13 protein-coding genes are annotated in these 22,618 nt (G+C 75.6%); 6 read left to right on the forward strand and 7 right to left on the reverse strand.

Going from position 1 to position 22,618, the window contains the following annotated elements; all coding sequences use genetic code 11:
* On the forward strand, window positions 1-601 hold a 601-nt coding region (locus tag ACWEJ6_RS49685), incomplete at its 5' end, for a hypothetical protein (RefSeq protein WP_452432477.1).
* A gap of 3 nt (window positions 602-604) precedes the next feature.
* Here ACWEJ6_RS49685 and kstD read toward each other — a convergent pair.
* Both kstD and ACWEJ6_RS49695 read right to left on the reverse strand, forming a co-directional pair.
* Window positions 605-2,362, reverse strand: a complete 1,758-nt coding sequence (gene kstD / locus ACWEJ6_RS49690; RefSeq protein ID WP_397166561.1) for a 3-oxosteroid 1-dehydrogenase — start codon at window positions 2,360-2,362, stop codon at window positions 605-607.
* A 74-nt stretch (window positions 2,363-2,436) separates the two neighbouring features.
* A complete protein-coding gene (locus ACWEJ6_RS49695; RefSeq protein WP_358298309.1) occupies window positions 2,437-3,327 on the reverse strand; it encodes a YihY/virulence factor BrkB family protein in 891 nt (296 codons plus the stop codon).
* A 129-nt stretch (window positions 3,328-3,456) separates the two neighbouring features.
* On the opposite strand from ACWEJ6_RS49695, the gene ACWEJ6_RS49700 reads away from it, so the two are divergent.
* Window positions 3,457-3,924, forward strand: a complete 468-nt coding sequence (locus tag ACWEJ6_RS49700) for an NUDIX hydrolase (RefSeq protein ID WP_452432478.1) — start codon at window positions 3,457-3,459, stop codon at window positions 3,922-3,924.
* Between the two features lie 37 nt (window positions 3,925-3,961).
* Here ACWEJ6_RS49700 and ACWEJ6_RS49705 read toward each other — a convergent pair whose 3' ends face one another.
* The 5 genes from ACWEJ6_RS49705 to ACWEJ6_RS49725 form a co-directional block, all read right to left on the reverse strand.
* Window positions 3,962-8,011, reverse strand: a complete 4,050-nt coding sequence (locus ACWEJ6_RS49705) for a S8 family peptidase (RefSeq protein WP_452432479.1) — start codon at window positions 8,009-8,011, stop codon at window positions 3,962-3,964.
* A gap of 135 nt (window positions 8,012-8,146) precedes the next feature.
* On the reverse strand, window positions 8,147-8,269 hold the full coding sequence (locus ACWEJ6_RS49710) for a hypothetical protein (RefSeq protein ID WP_357978876.1): 123 nt from the start codon (window positions 8,267-8,269) through the stop codon (window positions 8,147-8,149).
* Window positions 8,270-8,341: 72 nt separating this feature from the next.
* Window positions 8,342-11,170 (reverse strand): ATP-binding protein, encoded by a 2,829-nt coding sequence (locus tag ACWEJ6_RS49715; RefSeq protein WP_452432480.1) that lies wholly within the window; start codon window positions 11,168-11,170, stop codon window positions 8,342-8,344.
* A gap of 138 nt (window positions 11,171-11,308) precedes the next feature.
* Complete coding sequence (locus ACWEJ6_RS49720; protein ID WP_358298301.1) at window positions 11,309-12,520, reverse strand: cytochrome P450; 1,212 nt, start codon at window positions 12,518-12,520, stop codon at window positions 11,309-11,311.
* 33 nt (window positions 12,521-12,553) lie between these two features.
* Window positions 12,554-14,149: an FAD-dependent oxidoreductase gene (locus ACWEJ6_RS49725; RefSeq protein ID WP_452432481.1), complete on the reverse strand. Its 1,596-nt coding sequence runs from the start codon at window positions 14,147-14,149 to the stop codon at window positions 12,554-12,556.
* Between the two features lie 325 nt (window positions 14,150-14,474).
* On the opposite strand from ACWEJ6_RS49725, the gene ACWEJ6_RS49730 reads away from it, so the two are divergent.
* The 4 genes from ACWEJ6_RS49730 to ACWEJ6_RS49745 all read left to right on the forward strand — a co-directional run.
* The gene (locus tag ACWEJ6_RS49730) at window positions 14,475-15,374 is read left to right on the forward strand and encodes a DUF4132 domain-containing protein (RefSeq protein WP_452432483.1); all 900 of its coding nucleotides are present in this window, start codon (window positions 14,475-14,477) and stop codon (window positions 15,372-15,374) included.
* Window positions 15,371-20,227: a DNA-binding protein gene (locus tag ACWEJ6_RS49735; RefSeq protein ID WP_452432484.1), complete on the forward strand. Its 4,857-nt coding sequence runs from the start codon at window positions 15,371-15,373 to the stop codon at window positions 20,225-20,227. The genes ACWEJ6_RS49730 and ACWEJ6_RS49735 overlap by 4 nt, the downstream gene beginning before the upstream one ends.
* Before the next feature lie 34 nt (window positions 20,228-20,261).
* Window positions 20,262-21,413 carry an ATP-binding protein gene (locus tag ACWEJ6_RS49740; protein ID WP_352323711.1) on the forward strand — a complete coding sequence of 384 codons (1,152 nt, stop codon included), beginning with the start codon at window positions 20,262-20,264 and terminating at the stop codon, window positions 21,411-21,413.
* On the forward strand, window positions 21,410-22,618 hold a 1,209-nt coding region (locus tag ACWEJ6_RS49745), incomplete at its 3' end, for a DUF5682 family protein (RefSeq protein WP_452432485.1). The genes ACWEJ6_RS49740 and ACWEJ6_RS49745, both read left to right, overlap by 4 nt.

Below are 22,618 nucleotides of genomic sequence, written 5' to 3' on the forward strand. Positions count from 1 at the left end.
GTTGTTCTTCAACGGGATCAGGCTGCGCCAGGCGAGCGTCAGCCCTTGGGAGAGCGCCGCCGCGCCGGCCCCCGGCAAGGTGGCGGGCGAGCTGTTCCGCGCGTGGCTGGCCGGCGACCGCGCCGCCGCGGCCGGGGTCGCCACCCCCGCCGCGGTGCGCACGATCTTCGGTTACGCCTACCGCGCGCCCGACCGCTTCGACGGCTGCTCGCGCGGCGTGTGCCGGTACGTGCACACCAGCGTGCGCGTGCCCGGCGGCCTCAACGGCATCGCGATGGCCGTGACCGGCTCCAAGGTCACCAAGGTCTACCTGTCCCGGCACGTCGTGCGGCCGTCCGCCGCGGCCGGGCACCTGTTCGCCGCCTGGAAGCGCGGCGACCGGTACGCCGCCCTGGAGGTCGGCGCCGAGGACGCGGTGCGGACGCTGTTCCGGGTCAGGTACGACCCGCGCGGCGTCACCCACCACTTCCAGGGCTGCGCCAAGGAGCCGAAGGGCTACGCGTGCGCCTGGTCCTACGAGGGCGGCGCGATGTTCATGCACGTCCGCGGCTCCACGGCGAGGGGCTACGACGTCCGGTCGATCACGTACACGGCCGACTGACGGTCAGCCGCCGGCCAGGTCGTTCGCGGCCACGTAGCCGAAGGTCATGGCCGGTCCGATGGTCGAGCCCGAGCCCGCGTAGCTGTGGCCCATGACGGCGCCGCTGGCGTTCCCGGCGGCGTACAGGCCGGGGATCACCGAGCCGTCGGCGCGCAGGACGCGGGCGCGCGCGTCGGTGCGCAGGCCGCCCTTGGTGCCCAGGTCACCAGGGACGATCTTGAAGGCGTAGAACGGCGGCAGCCAGAGCGGCGCCAGGCACGGGTTCGGCCGGACGTACGGGTCGGCGTAGTAGTGGTCGTAGGCGCTGTCGCCGCGGTGGAAGTCGGCGTCCCGCCCGGCCAGGGCGAACCCGTTGAAGCGGGTGACCGTGGCGCGCAGGGCGGCCTCCGGCACCCCGATCCTGCGGGCGAGCTGCTCGATCGTCGGGGCTCTGAACAGGGCGCCGCTGTCGTACCAGGAGTCGGGGAAGGGCAGCAGCGGCGCGATGTCCTTGAACAGGTACTTGTTGCGGTACTGCTGGTCGATGATCAGCCAGGCGGGGATGTGCGGGTCGGACGGGGTGTTGCGGTCGTACATGACGTGCACGACGTCGCTGTAGGGCGCGGCCTCGTTGACGAAGCGCCGGCCGGCGCCGTTGACGATGACGCAGCCCGGCAGGGTCCGCTCGGCCAGGCAGAAGTACGGCTCGCCGGGCAGCGGGATCACCGGCCCCCACCAGGCGTCGTCCATGAGGTCCAGCGCGCCGCCGGCCTGCTCGCCGGCCTCGATGCCGTCGCCGGTGTTCTCCTTGGCGCCGACGGTCCAGCTCGTCCCGATGGGCTGGCGCTGGAACTCGGCCCGCATCGCCGCGCTGTGCTCGAACCCGCCCGATGCGACGATCACCCCGCGCCTGCCCCTGACCACCCCGGCCGGGGTGACCACGCCCGCGGCCCGGCCGCCCTCGACGTGCAGGCCGAGCAGCGGGGTGTTCAGCCACACCGGCACCCCGGCGGCCAGCAGCCCGGCGCGCAGCCCGGCGGCCAGCGCCTGGCCCATCGTCAGCGGCTTCTCGCCGCGTAACGCCGCCTGCGTGCCCCGCAGCAGGCACGCCGCCGACACCTCCGCGCCCTTCGGGTTGACCAGGGCGAGCGTCAGCCACTTGTAGTCGGCGCTGAAGACGACCATGCCCGCCGGGGTCGCCATGTACGGCGGGTTGAGCCTGGCCAGCTCCGGGCCGAGGAGGTTGCCGTCGAACTGGTCGGGCTCGATGGAACGCCCGCCCGGCATCCCGCCGGGGAACTCCGGGTAGTAGTCGGAGTACCCCTCCATGAACCGGAAGCGCAGCGGGCTGTTGCGCGTCACGAACGAGATCATCTGCGGCCCCGCGTCCAGGAACGCCTGCTGCCGCGCGGCCGGGACGGTGTCGCCCACCACGCGGGCCAGGTACGCGGCGGCCTTGGCGGGCGTGTCCGGCACCCCGGCGGCCAGGATCACCTCGTTGCACGGGATCCAGATGCCCGCGCCCGACCGCGCCGCCGATCCGCCGAACGTCGGCGCCTTCTCCAGCACGACGGTGCTCAGGCCGCGCTTGGCGGCGGTGAGGGCGGCGGTCATCCCGGCGGCCCCCGAGCCGACCACCACCACGTCGTAGTCGGCCTCGGCGTAGGCCGGGTCCTGGCCGAGCGCCGCGCCGGTGACCAGGATCCCGCCCGCGACGAGCAGGGTACGGCGGCTGCGCCCGCGGGGGGTGAGGTCGTCGGAGGCCGGTGAGGCTGGTCGCATCGATGATCCCTTCGACAGGGGAGAGCCGGTCGGCCCCCTCGCCGAAACGAGCATGCGCTTGGTTGGTTACCCTGTCAACGGGCCCGCCGCACGGCCAGATCCTTGACGTGGCCCGACGTGGCGGTCGCCGTCAGGGCGGTGGCGAACAGGATGAGCTGGTTGAGCACCTTCAGGAACAGCAGCATGCCCGCCGCGCCCGCGACCACCCGGTAGGCGGGATTGGCCGCGGTGAGATTGACGTAGACCTGGCCGATCGTCTTGAGGATCTCCAGCCCGGCGGTGATCACCAGCGCCGGGCCGATCACGCGGCGCAGCGGCACCCGCAGCCGCGGCGGCGCGGTCAGCAGCGCCATGGCCAGCAGCGTGTTCACGCCGAGACCGAGCACGATCCCGGCCGCGGTGAGCACCCACTGGGCCGGAAGGGCCTCGACGCCGACGGTGAGCACGGCCAGCCAGGTCAGCAGCCGCTCGGCGGCGAAGGCGACGGCGAGCGACAGGGCGAGCAGCATCCCGAGCCCGGCCATCACGCCCAGGTCGATGAGCTGGCGCAGGAGGAAACGCCCCGGATACTCCTCCAGCCCCCAGATCGCCCGGGTGGCCGAGCGCAGGGTGTCCATCCAGAACAGCCCGGTCATCGGCAGCGCGACGAAGGCCACCGCGCCGGCCGTGCCCCCGGCCTCCCGTAACGCCTGGACGTCGAGGCGCGGGAAGTTCTCGCTCAGGTAGTGCTGGACCGTGGCGAGGACCGTCGGGTCGTCCATGACGTGGCCGAGGATGCCGAACGCCAGCAGGGCCAGGGCGAAGGTGGCGAAGAAGGAGTAGTAGGTGAGTGCCGCCGACAACCGGCCGCCGTCGGCCTTGTCGTAGCGCAGCACGGCGCGGGACAGGTGGTCGAGCCAGCCGTGCCGGTCGCGGGCCCGCCGCCAGGCCGCCGCCGGGCCCTTGTCCGGTCCGGTGGCGTTCATGGTGCGCGGGTCCCTTCGCTCTCCGTCCCGGTGGCCGTACGCCGCCGGGTGCTCACCGTACCGCCATGAGCGGATCGGCAGGGCGGCGGCCCGCGCGCCGCCGTACGGCCTGCCGGTACCCTCCGGCAGGTGATCACGTACCGTCCCACGGCCCGCGTCGTCCTCGCCGAGCCCGCCGGCCGCGTCCTGATGTTCGGCTTCGTCCCGCCCGACCCGTGGCCCGCCGAGCCCGCCTGGCACCTGCCCGGCGGCGCGGTCGAGCCGGGGGAGACGGTGGCGGAGGCGGCCTGCCGGGAGGTGCGGGAGGAGACCGGGTTCGTGCTCGCCGCCGCGGACCTGGGCGGGCCGGTGGCCGTCAACGCGGGGGAGTGGTCGGTGCGGGGACACCGGTTCCACACCGTGCACACGTACTTCTTCGCCCGGGTCCCCGGCACGGAGCTGCCCGAGTCCGCCGACGACGGGCTCGGGCATCGCTGGTGGAGCGCGGGCGAGCTCGGCCGCACCACCGAGCGGGTCTTCCCGCCGGGGCTGGCCGGGCTGGTCGAGGGGCTGCTCCAAGGCGTACGACCCGGCTCGCCCGTCACGCTGGACTGGTGACCGCGGCCGCCGGGGTGGGCGGCCGCGGTCGGCGGGGTCAGCGGAGGTCGAAGGCGCGCAGTGTGGTCTGCCTGAGGCGGTTGCCCGCCGCGTCCCACGCCTCCACCTTCAGGCTCACCGCGCCCTTGGTGGCGCGGTAGGCCGGGTACTTCGCACCGGCGGTGTAGACGCCGTCCCGGCCCCGCCTGAGGTCGGCGGGCTGCCAGGTGGCGCCGTCGTCGGTGCTGGTCCACAGCCGCACGCCCGCGATCGCCGGCATCTTCGCCGCCGACGGCCCGTGGTAGGCCTCCAGCTCGAACGTGTGCCTGCGCCCGGCCGCCACCGTGTTGCCGGCGGACAGGGTGTCACCGAGGTCGTAGCTGACGTAGACCGCGGGGGTGGTGCGGCACTGCTCGACCAGCCCGTCGACGAACCAGGCGTAGCAGTTGGCGCCCGGCCTGAGCTGCTCCTTGGCCGGCGGCGCGGTGAACGTCCACTCGATGTCCGACAGGGCGTTCCTGGCCGTCAGCCGGTAGGTGCCCGGCTCCTTGGGCAGCGGGTAGCGCGGCAGCGTGTCGAAGCCCGGCAGGGGGGCGTTCGGCAGTTCCTTGCCGTCGCGGTACAGGTGCAGCTCGTACTGGGGCACCAGGTCGCCGAACGCGACGCCGTCGTCACGCCGGTCCCCGACCCCGTTGACCATCGACGGCGTCACCCACAGGTTGCCGTCGTGCACGCAGATCGCGCACGGCACGCCGATCACGAGCTGCCTGAGCGGGGGCGCGTCCGCGGGGCCGCCGAGCGCGTACAGCTTGTCGGAGGCCGTCGAGGCGCCCGGCGTGCTCGGGGTGGCGAACCACTTCTGGACGGTGGTGCCCGGCCGGTCGAACACCTCGTGCCGGTAGCGGGTCTCCTGGACCTCCTCGCCGGGCGTGGACGCGACCAGCGCGGACAGGCCCGCCTCGCTCACGACCTTGGGGTCGAGCGGCCAGATCCACTGCGTCCTGCGCTCGGGCAGCGGGGCCGACCACTGCAGGATGTTGGTGTTGGTCGTCGTGTACGAGATGTCGTCGGTCCGCCACGAGGCCCGCCAGTTCATGTACTTCGTGTACGGCCCGGCGTGCACGTCGAGGTCGACCTGGTGGAGCTGGCGCTCGGTCACCTCGTACCGCATCGAGTCGGGGACGCGCCCGTCCACGGACGGGCGGAACACGTACGAGTACGGCGTGTTCGGCGTGCCCTCGACCCGGATGGTCACCCCGCCCCGGCCGGCCTCCTCGCGGATCTTGCGGCCCTCGGCGTTGGAGACGTAGGCGACGGGGATGCCGACCGGCTGGAACGGGCCGCTGAACGGCTTCTGCGAGATGGGCAGCGGGATCGGGCAGGTGGCGGCCTTCTCGTTGAAGGCCAGGACGCCGGCGGCGCCCGCGTCCCTGATCGGGCCCACCCGCTCGATCTGCAGGCCGCACGCCGGCCCGAAGACGCCCTCGGCGGGCTCGGCGTCGATCAGCACGAGCGCGCCGCGCAGGTCCTTGCCCGCGAGGTCCTCGGGACGGCCCTTGCCGGCGTCGACCACCCGCAGGTCCTTGGTGCCCTCGAACGGGACGTAGCCCGGGTGGATCTCGCCGGAGTCGATCGTGTGGACCCGGGAGGCCGGGTGCAGGGTCGTGCGCCTCGGCGTGCGCATGGTCATGGTGACCTCGGGCACGCCCAGCTCCCACTGGCCGGCGAAGCGGAAGCCGCCCTTGGTGACCTTCTTCGTCGGCAGCGCCCACACCTTCTCCCAGCCGCCGAGCGGGCGGCCGGCCAGCAGCGTGCCGCCGAAGACCTTGCCGTTGGGCAGGGAGCGCTGGAAGAAGACGTCGTAGGTGTTGTTCAGCGGCTGCGCGGTCTTCGGCGCGCGGAAGCTGACCTCGGTGGCCTTGCGGGCGTCGAGGGTGATCTCCATGTCGCCGGTGACGGTGAGCTCGGGCTCGAACAGCCAGGCCCGGTTGGCGCGGTCGTCGGCGTCCACCCAGTCGAGCACCTGCAGCAGGCTGGCGGTGCCGGCCGGGACGCGGCTCACCACCAGGCCCACGTCGTCGATGCGGTTGGGGCCGAGCTCGCCCTTGTTGCCGTCGACGTCCAGGACGCTCATGGCCGACGGGGTGCGCGGCTTGCCGTCCCGGTCGATGGTGTGGATGGTCAGGTCGTACTTGGGGACGTCCCGCACCGCGCCGAGCGGCGTGCTGAGCCGGACGCCGTCCGCCTCGGCCGTCACGGCCCCGCTGTAGAGGCCGACGGGCAGCTCGGCCGGGTCGAGGGTGACGGTGGTGGCGGCGGTGCCGCCGGCGGGGACGGTCAGCGTCGCGTCGGCGAGGACCGGCTTGGCGGCGCCCATCGCCGCCTTCAGCGTGAGCGTGACGGGCTGGTCGCCCAGGTTGCGGTAGGAGATCTCGCCGGTCTTCGCCGCGCTGCCGGTCTCCAGCAGGCCGAAGTCCACGCCGCCGCTCGTCGCGAACACCTGCTGCCGGGTCGCGCGGTCCAGGTCCACCCGGCCGGCGCCCTGCTCGTAGACGGTGAAGCCGTCATCCGTGGAGGTGGACATCAGGGCGGACTTGAGCTGCTGGGCCGTCCAGTCCGGGTGCCGCTGCGCCATGATCGCGACCGCGCCGGCCACGTGCGGCGTGGCCATGGAGGTGCCGGAGGCGCCGGTGTAGTGGTCGTCCACCGGGGAGCCCATGGCGGTGCCGGCCGCCCGCGCGGCCACGATGTCCACGCCGGGCGCGGCGATGTCGGGCTTGAGCCCGCCGCCGGGGCGCGGCCCGCGGCTGGAGAACGCGGCGAGCTTGTCGCTCTTGTCCACCGCGGCCACGGTCAGCGCGGCGTCGGCCGCGCCGGGCATGCTGATCGTCTCGGCCTCGTACAGGTTGCCCGCGGCGACCACGAACAGCGTGCCGGTCTCGGCGGTCAGGTCGTTCACGGCCTGGCTGAGCGGGTCGGTGCCGTCGCTGGGCGGGCCGCCGAGGCTCATGCTGACGGCCTTGGCGCCGCTGCGCGCGGCCCACTCCATGCCCTCGATGATCCACGACTCCTGGCCGGAGCCGGTGTTGTCGAGCACCTTGCCGACGACGAGCTGCGCGCCCGGGGCGACGCCCTTGAACGTGCCGCCCGAGGCCGCGCCGGTGCCGGCGATGGTCGAGGCGACGTGGGTGCCGTGCCCGTGCCCGTCCTGGACGGGCTGGTCGGGGACGAACGACTTGCTGTCGGCGATCCTGCCGGCCAGGTCGGGGTGGCCGGTGTCGGCGCCGGTGTCCAGGACGGCGATCTTCACGCCGGTCCCGTCCTGGCCGCGTTCCCATGCCTTGGGGGCGCCGATCTGCGGGACGCTCACGTCCAGGTCGGCCTTGACCTTGGCGTCCAGCCACAGCTTGGCGATGCCGCCGCGCAGCGTGCCGGGCGACTTGGCCAGGCCCTCGCCGGCGGGCCGCCCGCCGCGCACGGCCTCCCAGAACGCGCTCGCCTCGGCCTTGGTGACGTCGAGGGCGGAGGCGTGGATGCTCTCCAGCGTCCGGGTGGGCTCGCTGGCGGGGACGGCGGCGGCCGAGCGCCTGACCGCGGCCTCCGGCTGGTCGCCCGGGTACTGCACGATGACCGGCAGCCGCTTGGCCACCTCGTCGGAGTAGCCGTTCTCGGCCAGGTACTTGACGTCGAACAGCCGCCTGTCCACCAGGCCCGCCTGGACGGCGGAGACCGCGTCGTCCGGCAGCACGAAGACGCCGTCCGGGGTGAACTGGGTGAACAGGTTGATGCGGCGGCCGTCCTGGCGGGTGCCGGGGGCCGGCTCGACGCGGTACCGGCCGGTGGCGGACCGGGTGAGCTGGACCTTGTCACCCGTGATCAGCGTGACGACGACCTTCTGGGCGCGCACCCCGGACAGGGCGACGTCCTTGGCGGGCTGCTCGGACGTTGTGGGCGCTGTGGGCGCTGCGGGAGCGGCGGGGGCGCCGGGTGCGGGGGTGTCCGGTGTCGTGGCGGTCGCCGGTCCGGCGGTCAGCACGCCGGCGAGCGCGGTGACCGCGGTCAGCAGGACGCCTGTCCGGCGCGCCAGCGGGGGGCGGGGCAGTGCCATGGTGGCCTTTCTGGCGGGGGAGGGGTTCGGACGGCGGCGGCGGGCTCATGGCCCGGAGGGAGGAACCGTCCGTGAGGGTGTGGACGGCGGCATGGCCGTCCGGGAAGGGCGGGGTTCCGTGACCGTCCGGAAGGGTCAGACGGGTTCGAAGCCGTCCGGTGGGCGGGGGGGCTCCGGGGTCTCCTCGTGCGGGGAGGGGACGTCGGGGGCCGGGTCGTCCGGGTCCGGCCGGTCGGGGTCTTGGATGGTGTCGGACATGCCGAAAGTGTCGCGGCAGACGTATGGGGTGGGGTATGGGGTGCCCTATGGGGAAAAATCCCCATTTCGGGGTTAGTCGCTGGGGAGGAGGTGGCGGGCCAGCTCCGTCCGCGACCGCGCCCCCACCTTGCGCATGGCCGCGCTGACGTGCTTGTCCACCGTCTTCGGCGACAGGAACAGCTCCCTGGCGATCTCCTGGTTGGTCAGCCCGTCGGCCGCCAGCCGGGCCACCTGCTCCTGCCGGGCCGACAGGGCGTGGTCGTTCCCCGCCTGCGCGGGCGCGCTCTGCGCCGCCGGGCGGACGCCCCACCTGCGGCCCAGCCCGGTAGCGCGGTCGAGGTCCCAGCGCGCCCCGAGCTCGGCGTACACCGCGACGGCCCGGCCGAGCCGGACGGCGGCCTCGGGGTCGTCGAGGGCGAACAGGCAGGCGGCGGCCTGCTCGCTCGCCTGCGCCGCCTCGTACCGCGCCGGGACCGTCCCGAAGGCGTCGGCGGCGGCGGTGAACTCGGCCGCGGCCCGCGCCCACTGCTCCCCGGCGGCCGCCAGCAGGCCGCGGGCCTGCGCGAGCGCGGGACCGGCCAGCGGCGCGTCGCGCCCGGCCAGCCGGGCGGCGTGCCGCGCGACGACGTCGGCGGCCTCCTCGGGACGGCCCGCCACGAGCAGCGCCTCGGTCAGCGCGGGCAGCGCGCGGACCGCCACCGGCCACAGCTCGCTCGCCTCCCAGTGGCGGCCCGCCTCGACGGCCGCCTCGATCGCCGCCTCCGGCTCGCCCCGCGCGGCGCTCAGCCGGAGCGACATCGCCAGCGGCAGCACCAGGTCGTCGTACTGCCCCCGGGTACGGGCCTCGGCCGCGGCGTCGAGCAACGACGGCAGCGCGGCCTCCTGACGGCCCTGCACCACGGCCAGGCAGGCGGTCACGATGTCGAGGAGGATGCGCTCGTGCGGCTCGTCGCCGAACTGGTCGCGCAGCTCCTGGAGCCTGGCCGGCAGGCCCTGCCAGGAGCCCTCGAAGTAGTCGGCCGCGGCCAGGTTCACCAGGCAGCGCAGTTCCAGCCGCTCGCGCAGGTCGGGCTCGGCGCCCTCCTCGACCGCCGCGGTCAGCAGGCGGCGGCCCCGCCGGTGGTGCCCGCTGAACAGGGCCGCGCCCCCGATGGAGCGGTAGGCGTTGACCTCGCGGCGCAGTAGCCGCCGTCCGCCGGTCTCCCGCAGCAGGTCGTCGGCGAGCACGGCCCAGCGCTGGTCGCCCATCACCACGAAGATCATCGCGATCTTGCCGAGCACCAGCATCCGCATGGCCGGGTCGGCGACCGCGGGCAGGGTCGCCAGCGCCCGCTCCAGCCACGACCTGCTCTCCTCCGGCGGCAGGCCGCTGGGCGGGCGGCCGACCCCGGCCATGGCCCACGCCGCCAGCCCCGGCTCGCCGGCCAGGTCGTCGGCGGCCCGCGCGAAGGCCTCGCCGATGCGGGCGCCGTCGGTGCGGGTGCGCTCCAGGTGCAGCGCGAGCAGCAGGCGCAGGTGGCCGCGCACCGGGGGCGGCACGTCCTGCTCCAGCGCGCCGGTGACCAGGTCGGCGACCGGCGGCGGGCGCAGCAGCTCCAGGGCGGCCCAGCCCAGCTTCACCGTCAGCTCGGCACGCCGGGCGGCGGGCAGGTCGGCGCCGCGCAGGACGTCCTCCAGCAGGCGGGCGGCCTCGGCGTCGTCGCCGAGCCGGGACGCCTGCTCGGCCGCCTCGATCGCGGCCGCCACCCACTGCCCGGCCCGGCCGGCCTGGCGCAGGTGGTGGGCCAGCCGGCCCAGCGGCACCGGGCGCAGCTCGCGTACGGTGTCGGCGGCGGCGGCGTGCAGGGCCTGCCGGCGGCCGAGCGGGATCGCCTCGTAGACCGCCTGCGCCGCCAGCACGTGACGGAACCCGACCAGGCCGCCGGTGTCGGCGAACAGCCCTGAGCCCAGCACCTCGTCGATCGCCCCGACGTCGGGCCCCGACAACAGCGCGACGGGCACCGGGAGCTGCAGCACGGCGGCGCGCTCGGCCACCTCCTTGGCGCCCGGGGAGAGCCGGGCCACCCGTTCCTGCACCGAGGCGCGCACGCCGCTCGGCACGTCGAGCTCCTCCAGGGCCCGCCGCGCCCAGCCGCCCTCCCACCGGATCAGCGTGCCGCGGTCGCGCAGCAGCGCCAGCAGCTCCTGCACGGCCAGCGGCAGGCCGGAGGCCCGCCCGCACAGGTGCTCGGCGAACTCGGCCGTCACCTCCTCGGCCCCGAGGATCGCCGAGGCCATCACCCGGGTCTGGGCGGCGTCGAGCGGCGGCAGCACCAGGTGCTCGGCCGTGATCGTGTCGGGGGCGCGGGCCGTGATCGCCCGCACCGCCCCGGACGCCTCCTCGCTCCGGTACGTCAGCACCACCCGCAACGTGCCGGGCAGCACCGACATCAGGTACGTCAGGAACTCGACCGTCTGCCCGTCGGCCCAGTGCAGGTCCTCCACCGCCAGGACGGCGGGACCGAGCGCGGTCAGCACCTCGGCGAGCCCGCGGAAGACCCGGTGCCGCTCGGCCGCCCGGTCGTCCAGCGGCGGCGGCGTCTCCGGCAGCACCCCGGCCAGCTCGGGCAGCAGCTCGCGCAGCGCCCCGGCGACCGGTGACAGCGCCGCGCCGGCCAGCTCGGACGCCCGTCCGCGTAACGCCTCGACGACGGGGCCCAGCGGGAACGGCTCCCTGATCTGCACGCAGGCCCCGCTCAGCACCCGCAGGCCCGCCACCGCGGGACCGCCGAGCAGCTCGGCCGTCAGCCTGGACTTGCCGATGCCGGCCTCGCCCTCGACGACGGCCACGGCGGGCGCCCCGGCGACCAGCGCGACCAGCCGGGCGAGCTCCTTCTCCCGCCCAACCAGAACAGGAGACACCACCCGCCCAGCACGCACCCGCTCATTCAACTGCACCCGAAGTCACAGATCAACGTCACAACCCCGCGAAACGCCCGAACCAGGAGGAAGCGACGGCGACCTCCGGCTTCCGGCCCCAGCGGGGGCGCGGTGGGCGGGTCAGGCCGGGGCGATGCCGTCGTAGTCGATCAGCAGGTGGCGGGGGCCGCGCAGCACCGGGCTGGGGCGGTACGGCGGCGGGTCGGCGACCAGCCGCGGATTGCGCACCCGGCGCACCAGCTCACCCAGCACGATCTGCGCCTCCAGCCGGGCCAGCGGCGCGCCGAAGCAGTAGTGGACGCCGCCCCCGAACCCCAGGTGCTCGTTCGGCCGGCGGCACGGGTCGAACCGGTCGGGCTCGCGCACGTGGGCCGGGTCGCGGCTGCCCGCCGCCAGCGCCAGCACGACGGGTGACCCGGCCGGGATGGTCACGCCGCCGACCACCACGTCGTCGAGGGTGACCCGGGAGGAGACGAGCTGCACGGGCGGCTCGAAGCGCAGCAGCTCCTCGACCGTGGTGATGACCAGGTCGGGGTCGGCGCGCAGGCGTTCCAGCAGCATGGGGTCGCGCAGCACGGTGAGCATGCCGTTGGCGATGAGGTTGATCGTGGTCTCGTGCCCGGCGATGAGCAGCAGCAGGGAGGTGGCGACGACCTCCTCGGGCGTCATGCGGCCGTCCGGGCCCTCGTAGGTGACGAACCCGGACAACATGTCGTCGCCCGGCTCCCGCCGCCGCGCCTCGGCCAGCCCGGCGAGGTAGCGTTCCAGGTTCTGCGACACCGCCTGGCGCTCGCGGGCCCGCTCGGCGCGGTCCTCCTCGCCCGGCCCGAGCGTCTCGACGATCTGGTCGGCCCAGGCGTGGAACTGCTGCTCGTCCTCGGCCGGCACGCCGAGCAGCCGGCAGATGACGGCGATCGGCAGCGGGTAGGCGACCTCGTCCACGACGTCGGCCCGGTTCTTGCCGGCCAGGGCGTCGATCAGCTCGGTGGTGGTGGCCAGCATCATCGGGCGCAGCCCGTCCACCACGCCCGGCGAGTGCGGCGGGCCGAAGTGGCGCATGGTCAGGCGGCGCAGCCGGTCGTGCTCGGGCGGGTCGAGCCTGATGAAGGCGGGCGCGTGCTCCGGCTCCTCCGGCGCGTTCGCCAGGTTGCGCCGGTCCGAGCTGACCCGCGGGTCGTGCAGCAGCTCGACGATCTCCCGGTACGTGCTGACGACGTACGAGCCGTCCGCCAGCCGCGTCACCGGGTTGCGGCGCAGCTCCCCGAGGAACGGGTAGGGGTCGGCGCGGCCGGCCGGGTCGAGGATGCGCTGCATGGCGGCGTCCGAGGTCATGTCCTGCACTCCTGTCCTTGGGTTCCTGCCGGGTCAGCTCTGCGGCTCGTGCAGCAGCGAGGCGCGCCGCTCGGCCGGGTCGTGGCCGGTCACCACGACCGTCGCCCCCTCGGCCGCGACCAGCCGCTCGGGCACCCGGGCCGGCACGGGCCGCGCGTCCCCGCGCATGTCCACGTTCCGGAAGGCGGGCGGGAAGGGCGTGGCCCGCTCGATCAGCCGCTGGTAGAACTCCAGCCACATGCCCTGGTCGAAGGTGACCGCGGCGGTGATCCGGCCCTTGTAGCCGTAGACGGCGACGAAGCGGCGCTCGTCCGTCGAGCCCTGGGTGACGACGAGCTCGTCGGCGAAGGTGGGCACGCCCACCGACTTGATGTTGACCCCGAACTGGCTGGACCAGAACACCGGCACCGACAGGTGCGGCCAGCGGTGGGTCTGGTCGCTGACCATGTTGTGGGCCGCGATCTCGGCCTGGGTGACGGCGTTCCCCCAGTGCTCCAGCGTCATGAACTGGTACTGGTACAGCGGGTGCGGGAAGCGGGCGATGTCGCCGGCGACGAAGACGTCGTCGGTCACCAGGCCGTTGGTGTCCACGGCGCGGCAGCCGGCGTCGCAGGCCACGCCCCACACACCGGCGGCCAGCCCCGAGTCGAGCAGCCACTCGACGTTGCGCACCGAGCCGAGCGCGACGACGGCGACCTCGGCCTCGACCGTGCTGCCGTCCGACAGATGGGCGCCGCGCAGCCGTCCCTGCCCGTCGCCCTCCAGCGCGGTGACCGTGGTGCCGCATCGCAGGTCCACGCCGTGCTCGCGGTGGAGCTGGGCGGCGACGTCGCCGATCACGCCGCCGAGGGCGTTGACGAGCGGGGCCGGGCCGCGTTCGACGACCGTCACGGGCAGGTCCAGCTCGCGGCAGACCGAGGCGATCTCGCTGCCGGTGAACCCGGCGCCGAGGATGAGCACCCGGTTGGGGCGGGCGGCCAGCGCCTCCCGCAGGCCGGCGGCGTCCCGCATCGAGCGCAGCGTGTGCACGCCCGTCAGCCGGGCCTGCTCCTCGTGCGGCCAGGGCCGGGCGCGGGTGCCGGTGGCCAGCAGCACCCGGTCGAAGCCGACCTCGCGGCCGTCGGCCAGCAGGACGCGCTTGCCGGCCACGTCCAGGCCCGTCGCCCGGGTGCCCCACAACCATTCGGCCTCGACCTCGCGCAGGTGGGGCAGCATGACGTGGTCGGGCGCCACCTGCCCCATGAGCACCTGCTTGGACAGCGGCGGCCGGTCGTACGGCTCGGCGGGCTCGTCGCCGATCACGGTCAGCGACCCGGTGAAGCCCTCCCGCCTGAGCACGCCGGCGGCCCGCGCCCCGGCCAGGGACGCGCCGACGATGACGATGCGCCCGTCGGTCATGCCGCGCGCCGGCGGGCCGGGCGGCTCGGGCGTGAGCCGGGTGGCCGTCCAGTCGAGGTGGATGGCCTGGACGGGGCAGGCCGCCGCCGCGCGCAGCACGTGCTCGCGCCGCTCGTCGCCGGGGTCGAGGTCGTACAGGAGGGACTCCTCGCGCATGGTGAAGACGTCGGGCGCGAGGAAGGCACACTGCCCGTACCCCTGGCAACGCGTCAGATCGACGACGACTTTCACCGGCCATCCCCCTGTCGAGCGAGCCGCGCGCCCGTTCCCCGGCCGGCGCGCCCGGCCCGGACTGGCCTACCCCCGCCGCCCGCGCCCGTAGCCTGCGCGCGCCGATCCTGCCCTGCTCTTTAGGCGGTACGGACGGTCCTTAGGCGGTACGGCCGGAAATCAGGCACTCCCGGACGGCCCCCGCTCGCCGAGGGGACCCGGCGCCGTAACCGGGCCGTCGGGCAGTCGGTAGGCATTTGTCAGTGATCGCCGATAACGTTCCGCGCAACGTGGCGGCGGGAGATCCGCGCCGCGACACATTCCCATGGCTTGACGGCATGGCTGCATGCCATGGCTGCGCGAGGAGAGGCGGCGGCAATTGGGTTGGCTGGCGGCGGGCGACGCGTACGAGGTCGCCCTGATAGAGGGCCGGGTCACGGCCAGGGCCACGTCCGGCCGCTCGGCGGGACGGCAGCTGAAGACGCTGCCGAAGGCGGTGCGCGAGCACCCCGAGGCGGACCGGCTGCGCCGCTTCGCCGAATGGCTCGACCGGCACGCCGCGTCCTGCGTGGCGCACGTGGACGCCTGGATGGTGTCCTCGCTGCCCGTGCCGACCGAGCTGATCGCCCGGGTGTGGCCGGACGAGGCGTGGCAGACGGCGCTGCGTGACGTGGCGGTCCTCGGCGACGACCCCGACGAGGTGGGCTTCCTGCGCGACGCGACCTCCTCCGGCGAGCTGCGCATGGTCAACCTCGACGGCGAGACCGTCAGGCTGGCCCCGCGCACGGTGACGCTGCCGCACCCGGTGCTCCTGCCCGACCTCGACGACCTGCGCGAGTTCGCCGCCGAGCTGGGCATCACGCAGAAGGTCGAGCAGATCCACCGGGCCATCTGGCGCAAGCCCGCCGACCAGGGCGAAGGGGTGCGCCAGGTGAAGGACTTCGCGGGCGGCACGTACGCCTCCCGGTTCGGCGTGGCGGCCCGCGCCACCCAGCTCGGCTACCGCGTCTCCGGCGGCTACGCCACCTGCCAGGTGCGCGACGCCGGCCGGCTCACCGAGGCCGCCGTCTGGATCGGCGAGCCCTACTGGGACAGCGAGACGTCCACGGGCGATCTCACCTGGCGCGACCAGGACGGCAGGACGCTCACGCTGCGCGAGGTCGGCCCGGTCGCCTGGTCGGAAGGCATGAGGATGGCCGCCGCGCTGCACGCCGGCCGGCAGGTCGAAGAGGGGAAGAGCGCATGACCGGGGACATCTCGCAGAACGCCGAGGCGCGGGAGCTGCTCGACGCCGGCGCGGTGCTGCCGGCCGGCACCGAGGGCGCGGGGGAGCGGGCCGTGCCGCTGGTCGCCCGCTCCTACCGGCACCCCGGCCTCGACGACCGGGTGATCGTGCGCCTGGTCACCGAGGAGCTGAGCGGCGCCGAGGACGCGGTGGGCGGCTTCCTCGGCCTGGTGCCCGAGGGCGAGGCCGCGGTGGTCGGCCTGGGCCTGCGGCGCTCGCTCGGCTTCCCCGAATGGGTGCTGGTCCACCACCCGCAGGACGGGCACCACGCCCTGGCCGTCGTGCCGGAGCTGGAGCGCGTCGCCCGGCAGGCCAGGACCAAGCCCAAGACGGCGCTCGACGCCTACCAGCGCCTGGCCGGGCAGCTCGCCGCGTCCGTCCCGCACTTCCTGCCGACCTTCTACGAGCAGGCCGCCCGGGTGTTCGCCGCGGCCGACAACGCCCAGTACGCCGGGCAGCTCTTCTCCGCCGCCCGCCGGGCCGAGGCCCAGCACGGCCTCCCCGTGGACGACGACCGCCTCGACGCGGTGTTCCTGGAGTTCGCGCTGGCCGGGGCGCTGCCGGTCAAGGCGCTGTCCGGGTACGCCAAGGAGCTGACCGCCCGCCTGCCCGCCGCGGAGGCGCTGAACAGGTACGCGCGGCTGTGCGTGCGCAGGACCGCCGGCGGCCTCGCCCCCTCCGTGCAGATGGCCGCCGACATCCGCAGGCTGGCCAAGGCCGCCGGCGTGGACGCCGAGGCGGCCGAGCAGGACTACCTGGCCGAGGTGCTGGCCCTGCCGGCCGCCATGCAGGCCCCGACCGGCTGGTGGAGGTCCCACGCCCCGGCCGTCGCGGCGCTGGCCAGGCAGCGGCCGGAGCTGCGCGGCACGCTGCTGAACGTCATCCCCGACAGCCACGACCGGGAGCTGCCGGGCCTCTGGCTCGACATCCTGGAGAGCGCGGGCGCGACCGCCGGCCTGCACACCGACGTGCCCGAGTCCGAACGCTCGGCCGACGGCGCCGCCGGCTGGCTGCGCAGGTTCCTCGCCGCGCGGCAGCGGGCCTGGGGCGTCGCGCCGCACCTGCCCGCCCTCCACGCCCTGATCGAGCGCATGGCCGACCGGCTGCGCGCCGAGCTGACCGCGACCGGCGCGACGATCGCGGTCGACGACGAAGCCGACCTGATCGACCTGCTGCTGGCCCTCGGCATCCCGCTGGCCGACCCCGGCCCCGGCGCCCGGCTCCGGCTGACGCACTGGGCGGAGCACGACGACCGGCGCGACCTGCTCGCCCTGGCCGCCGACGGCCGCTTCCACACCGCCTTCCGGCGCGGCGCCGACCACCTCGACGCCGACGACGAGGGCAGGGCGACCGTCCGCGCCCTGGCCGCCTCGCCGGGCGGGCGTCCGCTGCTGACCGAGTGGGTACGCCTGGTCGCCCGCCGTTCGGCCGCCGCCGGCCTGCCCAACCTGCCCGACGCCCTGCGCCGCCTGTCCTGGCTGCCCGGCGAGGCCCTGGCCCTGGCCGAGGACGCGGTGCGCCAGGCGGTGACCGACGCCGACGTGGCCGGGGTGCTGGCCCGCGCCCTGCGCTCCGGCGTCATCGACGAGCTGGGCTGGCCCGCCTTCGAGCAGGCCGCCACCCAGCTCGTGCCGGAGAAGGACATCGAGGACCTCGTCGTCTGCGACGCCTGGCCGAACCTGGTCGTCGCGGGCACCGCGCAGGCCCGGGTGCTCTCGGCCGACGGCGTCCTGCTCACCCACGACCTGCGCGTCCCCAGGGACGACACCTGGAGCGATCCCGGCTTCCACTACGTGGACGGCGAGCTGCTCGTCTACTGGGACTCCCGCGACCGCGTCAACGGCCTGCGCGGCTACTGGCACACCTCCGCCGACCGGGTGCGCGACCTGGACGGGACGGACCGGAGCCGGGGCACGCGGCTGGACTACTACCAGGGCGACGACCCGGTCAGCCTGGCCGTGCCCGGCGGCGGCCGCACCACCGGCCACGGCGTGCTGCACGCCGGTGACACGGCCGTCCCCGACGAGCGGCCCCTGCTCACCGACGGCACGTCGTTCTGGACGTGGATCTGGGCGGAGCACGACAGCGGCTGGTACGAGTTCGACCCCGCCGGCGGCGGCGTCGGCAGGAAGTCGCTGCCCGGTTTCCTCGCCGGCATCCCGGACGTCCGGCCCGCCGGGGGCTGGCTGCTGCCCGCGCCCTCCGACGAGCCCACCCCGGTCGGCGCCCCCGTGGACGGCCTGTACGGCCTGCGCGTGGTCGAGCTGCCCGACGGCTCCCACCGCGCCGAGGACCTGTCCGGCGTCTCGGTGACGCTGCCGCCGGACGCCGGCGTGCCGGTGCGCGTGCTGACGTTCCCGGGCGCGGATCGGGCCTGCGCCGTCGTGCGCAGCAGCTACCGGATCAGCCTCGTGGACGCCGAGGGCGTCGTCCTGGCCGAGTACCGGACCGACGCCAAGCCGGGCGCCTTCGGCGCGGGCACGCCCATCCTGCCGCCCGAGCGCTACTGGTACTGCCTGCGCCCCCGCGACCTCGAAGGCTCGGCGGCGCTGCGCCGCGCGGACCGCGAGACCGCCGCGGCCCTGCTCGAAGCGGCCACGCCGCAGGGCGCCGACCTGGCGGCGGCCGTCCGCGCGCTGCTGCCGGGCATCACCCACGAGGCGCTGGTCAAGGGCGTGGCCGGGATCGTCGGCTTCGCCGCCACCCAGCAGGACGCGGTGCGCACCGTCGTGGCCAACCTCAACCGCGCGCTGGCCGGCGACCCGGCCGCCGAGCGGGGCCCGTCCGGGCCCACCGACCTGCTGCTGGACGAGGCGCTCAACGGCATCGGCGACGGCCGCGGCTACCACCGCCACAACGCCGACGCCGCCTTCCAGCAGATCCGCGCGGTGGGCGGGGCCGTGACCGCCGGTCAGGACCGTCCGCAGGTGGCCAACCACCTCCGCCTGCCCGGAATGCCGGCCTCCGGCCTGCGGTGGGAGCGCCTGCTCGACCACTGCGCCGCCGTGGCGTACCGGTGCGCGGCGCCGACCACCCCGGCCGAGCATCGGGACGCGCTGGGCGTGCTGCTCGGCGAGCTGCGCGACGGCGGCCTGCCGGTCGCGGCCGGCTCGTCCCGCTGGCGCCGCATGACGGTGACGCTCAGGCGCGAGCACATGGTCGGCGCGGACGGCGCCCCGGCGGACGGCTCGCTCTCGGGCGTGCTGCCGCTGGGCGGCGGCGCGTTCGTCGCCTTCCTCGACCTGCGCGAGACGGACGTCGACGGGCTCGAATGGACGGCGCTGTGCCACGACCCCGCCGAGGTGTTCGAGGTGCCCGCGCCCTACACGGTCCGCGACACCTCGCCCGTCGGCGGGGACCGGGAGGCGAGTTGGCTCGCGGCGTTCCTCACCGAGCTGGCCGCGCGCGGCCCGGCCCCCTGGCACGACGCCGCCGCCGAGGAGTTCGCCCGGCTCACCGGGGTCTCCCGGACCGCCGCGCGGCTGGTCGTGGCCGGCTTCCCGCAGGTGGACACCTACGAGCGGACCTACCTCGACAAGGAGGCCCGCGCGACGATCGGCGTGAAGGTGGCCGAGGCCGCCGTCGCCAAGGACGAGCTGCGCGCCCTCGGCGCCGGCGTGCGGCGGGCCGTCACAGCGGCGCTGCTGCCCGCCGACCCGGCCCGCCTGTGGACCGACGGCCCCGACGTGGCCGCCGCCGCGCGGGTGTGGAACGAGCGCGTCGGGCAGCGGCTCGCCCTGCCCGAATGGCTGCTCGGCGAGGCCGCCCGCGCCCTGCGCACCGTCGAGGGCGACCCGGCGCACGCCCTGCGCGCCGTGCTCGACCCCGCCGCCGCTCCCGAGCTGAGCGTGGACCTGGAGTGGGAGGTGCGCGGCGACCGCGTCCACCCCGTCGGCCAGGGCACCGGGTTCGGCGGGCGGTCGCTGGTCACGGCCGTCGCCACGGCCGCCTGGCTGGCCCACCGGCTGCCGGCCGGGGATCCGCTGCGCGCCGGGCTGCCCGCCGCCCTGTCGGCGGTCCGCGACCGGCTCGCCCACCCCGGGCTGCTGATCGACCTCGACCAGTACGTCGGCCTGCCCGCGTTCAAGAAGGTCGCGGGCACGCCGACCGAGGTCGGCGACGGCTACGAGCGGTACGGCGCGGTCGTCATGGCCACCTACGACAGCCAGCCCTCGCCCGCGCTCCGCCCGCACCTGCTCGACGCGGCCGGCGAGGACCCCTACCTGCGGGCCCTGATCGGGCTCAACGGCTCGTTCCCCGCCGTGTCCGCGCTGCGCACCGCCCTCGACCCGCGCTTCGCGGCGCTGCTGGCCGACCCCGGCGACCCCGCCCAGGGCGACCGGGACGCCGACGGGACCTGGTGGACGCAGGACCCCACCCGCTCGGTGCCCGACCTGGTGGTGGACGTCGCCAAGGCGCACGGCCTCGGCGAGGACGCCGCCGCCGTCTACCTGATGCTGCTGGCCATGCCCGACCCCACCGACCGCAACACCGCCCGGTGGACCGGCTGGAAGCCGGCCCGGCTCAAGGCCGCGCGGGCCGAACTGGCCCGCACCGACCTGGTCGTCCAGGCCGTGCGCGCCCGCGCCGGACGCTCGTTGTTCCTGACCGGCGGCTGGTCGGAGGAGCGCACGCCGCGGCTCCCGCTGGAGCAGTGGAAGCTCCCGATGTTCAGCCCGAACGCGGGCCTCGGCGGCCTCCTCGTGCCCGGCGAACCCGTGGCCGACCTGTACGCCAGGGCCTGGCGGCGCGTCCAGGACGGCGACGTGCCCCGGTTCGAGCAGCTCGACGTCAAACGCGGCCGCCGCCGCTGACCCTGTCATCACCACACGAAGGACACGAAACCCCATGACCCTCACCGACGAGGCGACCCCCGCCACGCAGGTGGTCTCCGCCGAGCAGCGGTACGCCACCGAACTGGCCTTCCTCGCCGCCCACGACGACGGCCCCCGCCCGCCCGGCTGGCTGCTGACGCCGCGCGCCGTCGTGACCTTCATCTGCGGCAGCGGCGAGGAGACCCTCTCCCTGCCCGCCCGGGACGGCCTGCCGTCCAAGCTCAAGGTGGCGCCCAAGTTCGTCGGCGAACGCGCGCTGGTCGAGCGCTGCGTCGTGACGCTGGCCGGCGAGCGCGGCCTGCTGCTGGTCGGCGAGCCCGGCACGGCCAAGTCGATGTTGTCGGAGCTGCTGGCCGCGGCGGTCTGCGGCACCAGCGCGCTCACCGTCCAGGGCACCGCCGGCACCACCGAGGACGCCTTCCGCTACGGCTGGAACTACGCGCTGCTGCTGGCCCAGGGGCCGAGCCGGGGCGCGCTGGTGGACTCCCCGGTGCTGACCGCCATGCGATCGGGGCGGGTGGCCAGGGTCGAGGAGATCACCCGCTGCCTGCCCGAGGTGCAGGACGCGCTGGTGTCCATCCTGTCCGACCGGCGGGTCAGCGTCCCCGAGCTGGCCGGGACCGACGACGCGCAGGTGGCCGCCGTCCCCGGGTTCACGGTGATCGCCACGGCCAACCTCCGCGACCGCGGCGTGTCGGAGATGTCGGCCGCGCTCAAGCGGCGCTTCAACTTCGAGACCGTCGATCCCATCTCCGACGCCGCGGCCGAGACGTCCCTGGTGCGGCGGCAGGCCACGGCGGTCGTCCAGCGCGCCGGCGCCGGGTTCGCCGTGGACGACGCGGTGCTGGAGGCGCTGGTCACGGTCTTCCGCGACCTGCGCACCGGACGGTCCGGCGAGGGCTGGGACGTCGAGCGGCCGGGTACCGTGATGTCGACCGCCGAGGCGGTGCAGGTGGCGGCCTCGCTCGGCGTCGCGGCCGCGTACCTGCCGGGTGGCGACGTCCTCGACCTGGTGCCCGGCCACCTGCTGGGCGTCGTGCGCAAGGACGACCCCGCCGACCACGGACGGCTGCTCGGCTACTGGGACGGGCCGGTGCGGCGGCGCGCCGAGGACGGCTCGGCCATGTGGCGCCGCCTCTGGGACCTGCGGGAGAACCTCCGTTGACACCCCACACCCCGGCAGACCCGGCGGCCCTGCCCGGCGCGGCCTCCCCGGCCTCCCCGGCCTCCCCGGCCTCCCCGGCCTCCCCGGCCTCCCCGGCCTCCCCGGCCTCCCCGGCCTCCCCGGCCTCCCCGGCCACCCCGGCCTCCCCGGCCACCCCGGCCTCCCCCGCGGACCTGGCCTCCCCGGCGGGCCCGGCGGCCCCGGCCGCCCCGGCCGCGCCGCTCGACCTGGTGGCGTCCCTCGACCCGGCGGATCCGCGGGTGGTGGTGGCCGGGCTGGCTGCTGCGACCCGGCCGTACCTGGTGGGGGTGCGGCACCACAGCCCGGCCCTGGCCGTCGTGCTGCCCGAGCTGCTGGAGGCGGCCGACCCCGAGACGGTGTGCGTCGAGCTGCCCGCCGACTTCCAGCAGTGGCTGCCCCACCTCGCCGACCCGGCCACCGTCGCCCCGGTCGCCCTGGCCGGGAACGGCGCGGACGGGCTCGGCTTCTACCCGTTCGCCGACTTCTCCCCTGAGCTGGTGGCGATCCGGTGGGCGGCCAAGCGCGGCGTGGAGGTGCTGTGCTGCGACCTCCCGCTGTCGGACCCGGGCCGGCAGGCCACCGGACCCGAGCCCGAAGCCGCCGAGGGCCGGCAGGCCGCCGGACCCGAGCCCGAAGCCGCCGATGGCCGGCAGGCCGCCGGGCCTGAGGCTGAAGCCGCCGGCGCGCCGCGCTTCGCCGACGCGCTGGCCGCCGCGGGCACCGGGCGGGCGGGCGACGACATGTGGGACCGGGCCGTCGAGGTCCTGGCGCCGGGCTGCGAGCCGGAGGCCGTCCGCCGGGCCGCGCTCGGCGTCGGCTGGGCGCTGCGGCGCGACGCGGCTGCGGGCGGCGGCGTCCAGGCCAGGGATCTGGCGCGGGAGGCGTACATGCGGCGCGTGGTGTCCGCCGCCGCGGCCGGTGGACGCCGGGTCGCCGCGGTCGTGGGCGCCTTCCACGCCCCCGCCCTGCTCACCACCGACGACACCCCCGCCCCCGCCTCCGCCTCCTCCGACTCCGCTCCCACCGCCTCCGCCGGGTCCGCGCCCGCTGGGTCCGCGCCTGTCGGGTCCGCGCCTGTCGGGTCTGCGCCCGCTGGGTCCGCGTCCGCTGGGTCCGCGTCCGCTGGGTCCGCGTCCGCTGGGTCCGCGTCCGCTGGGTCCGCGTCCGCTGGGTCCGCGTCCGCT

It is taken from the genome of Nonomuraea sp. NPDC004702, from assembly GCF_053601695.1.

Coding starts and splice junctions, on each gene's coding strand:
- kstD (WP_397166561.1), bottom strand. CDS start 2,362: ATGCGACCAGCCTCACCGGCCTCCGACGACCTCACCCCCCGCGGGCGC.
- ACWEJ6_RS49695 (WP_358298309.1), bottom strand. CDS start 3,327: ATGAACGCCACCGGACCGGACAAGGGCCCGGCGGCGGCCTGGCGGCGG.
- ACWEJ6_RS49705 (WP_452432479.1), bottom strand. CDS start 8,011: ATGGCACTGCCCCGCCCCCCGCTGGCGCGCCGGACAGGCGTCCTGCTG.
- ACWEJ6_RS49710 (WP_357978876.1), bottom strand. CDS start 8,269: ATGTCCGACACCATCCAAGACCCCGACCGGCCGGACCCGGACGACCCG.
- ACWEJ6_RS49720 (WP_358298301.1), bottom strand. CDS start 12,520: ATGACCTCGGACGCCGCCATGCAGCGCATCCTCGACCCGGCCGGCCGC.
- ACWEJ6_RS49730 (WP_452432483.1), top strand. CDS start 14,475: ATGCCATGGCTGCGCGAGGAGAGGCGGCGGCAATTGGGTTGGCTGGCG.
- ACWEJ6_RS49735 (WP_452432484.1), top strand. CDS start 15,371: ATGACCGGGGACATCTCGCAGAACGCCGAGGCGCGGGAGCTGCTCGAC.
- ACWEJ6_RS49740 (WP_352323711.1), top strand. CDS start 20,262: ATGACCCTCACCGACGAGGCGACCCCCGCCACGCAGGTGGTCTCCGCC.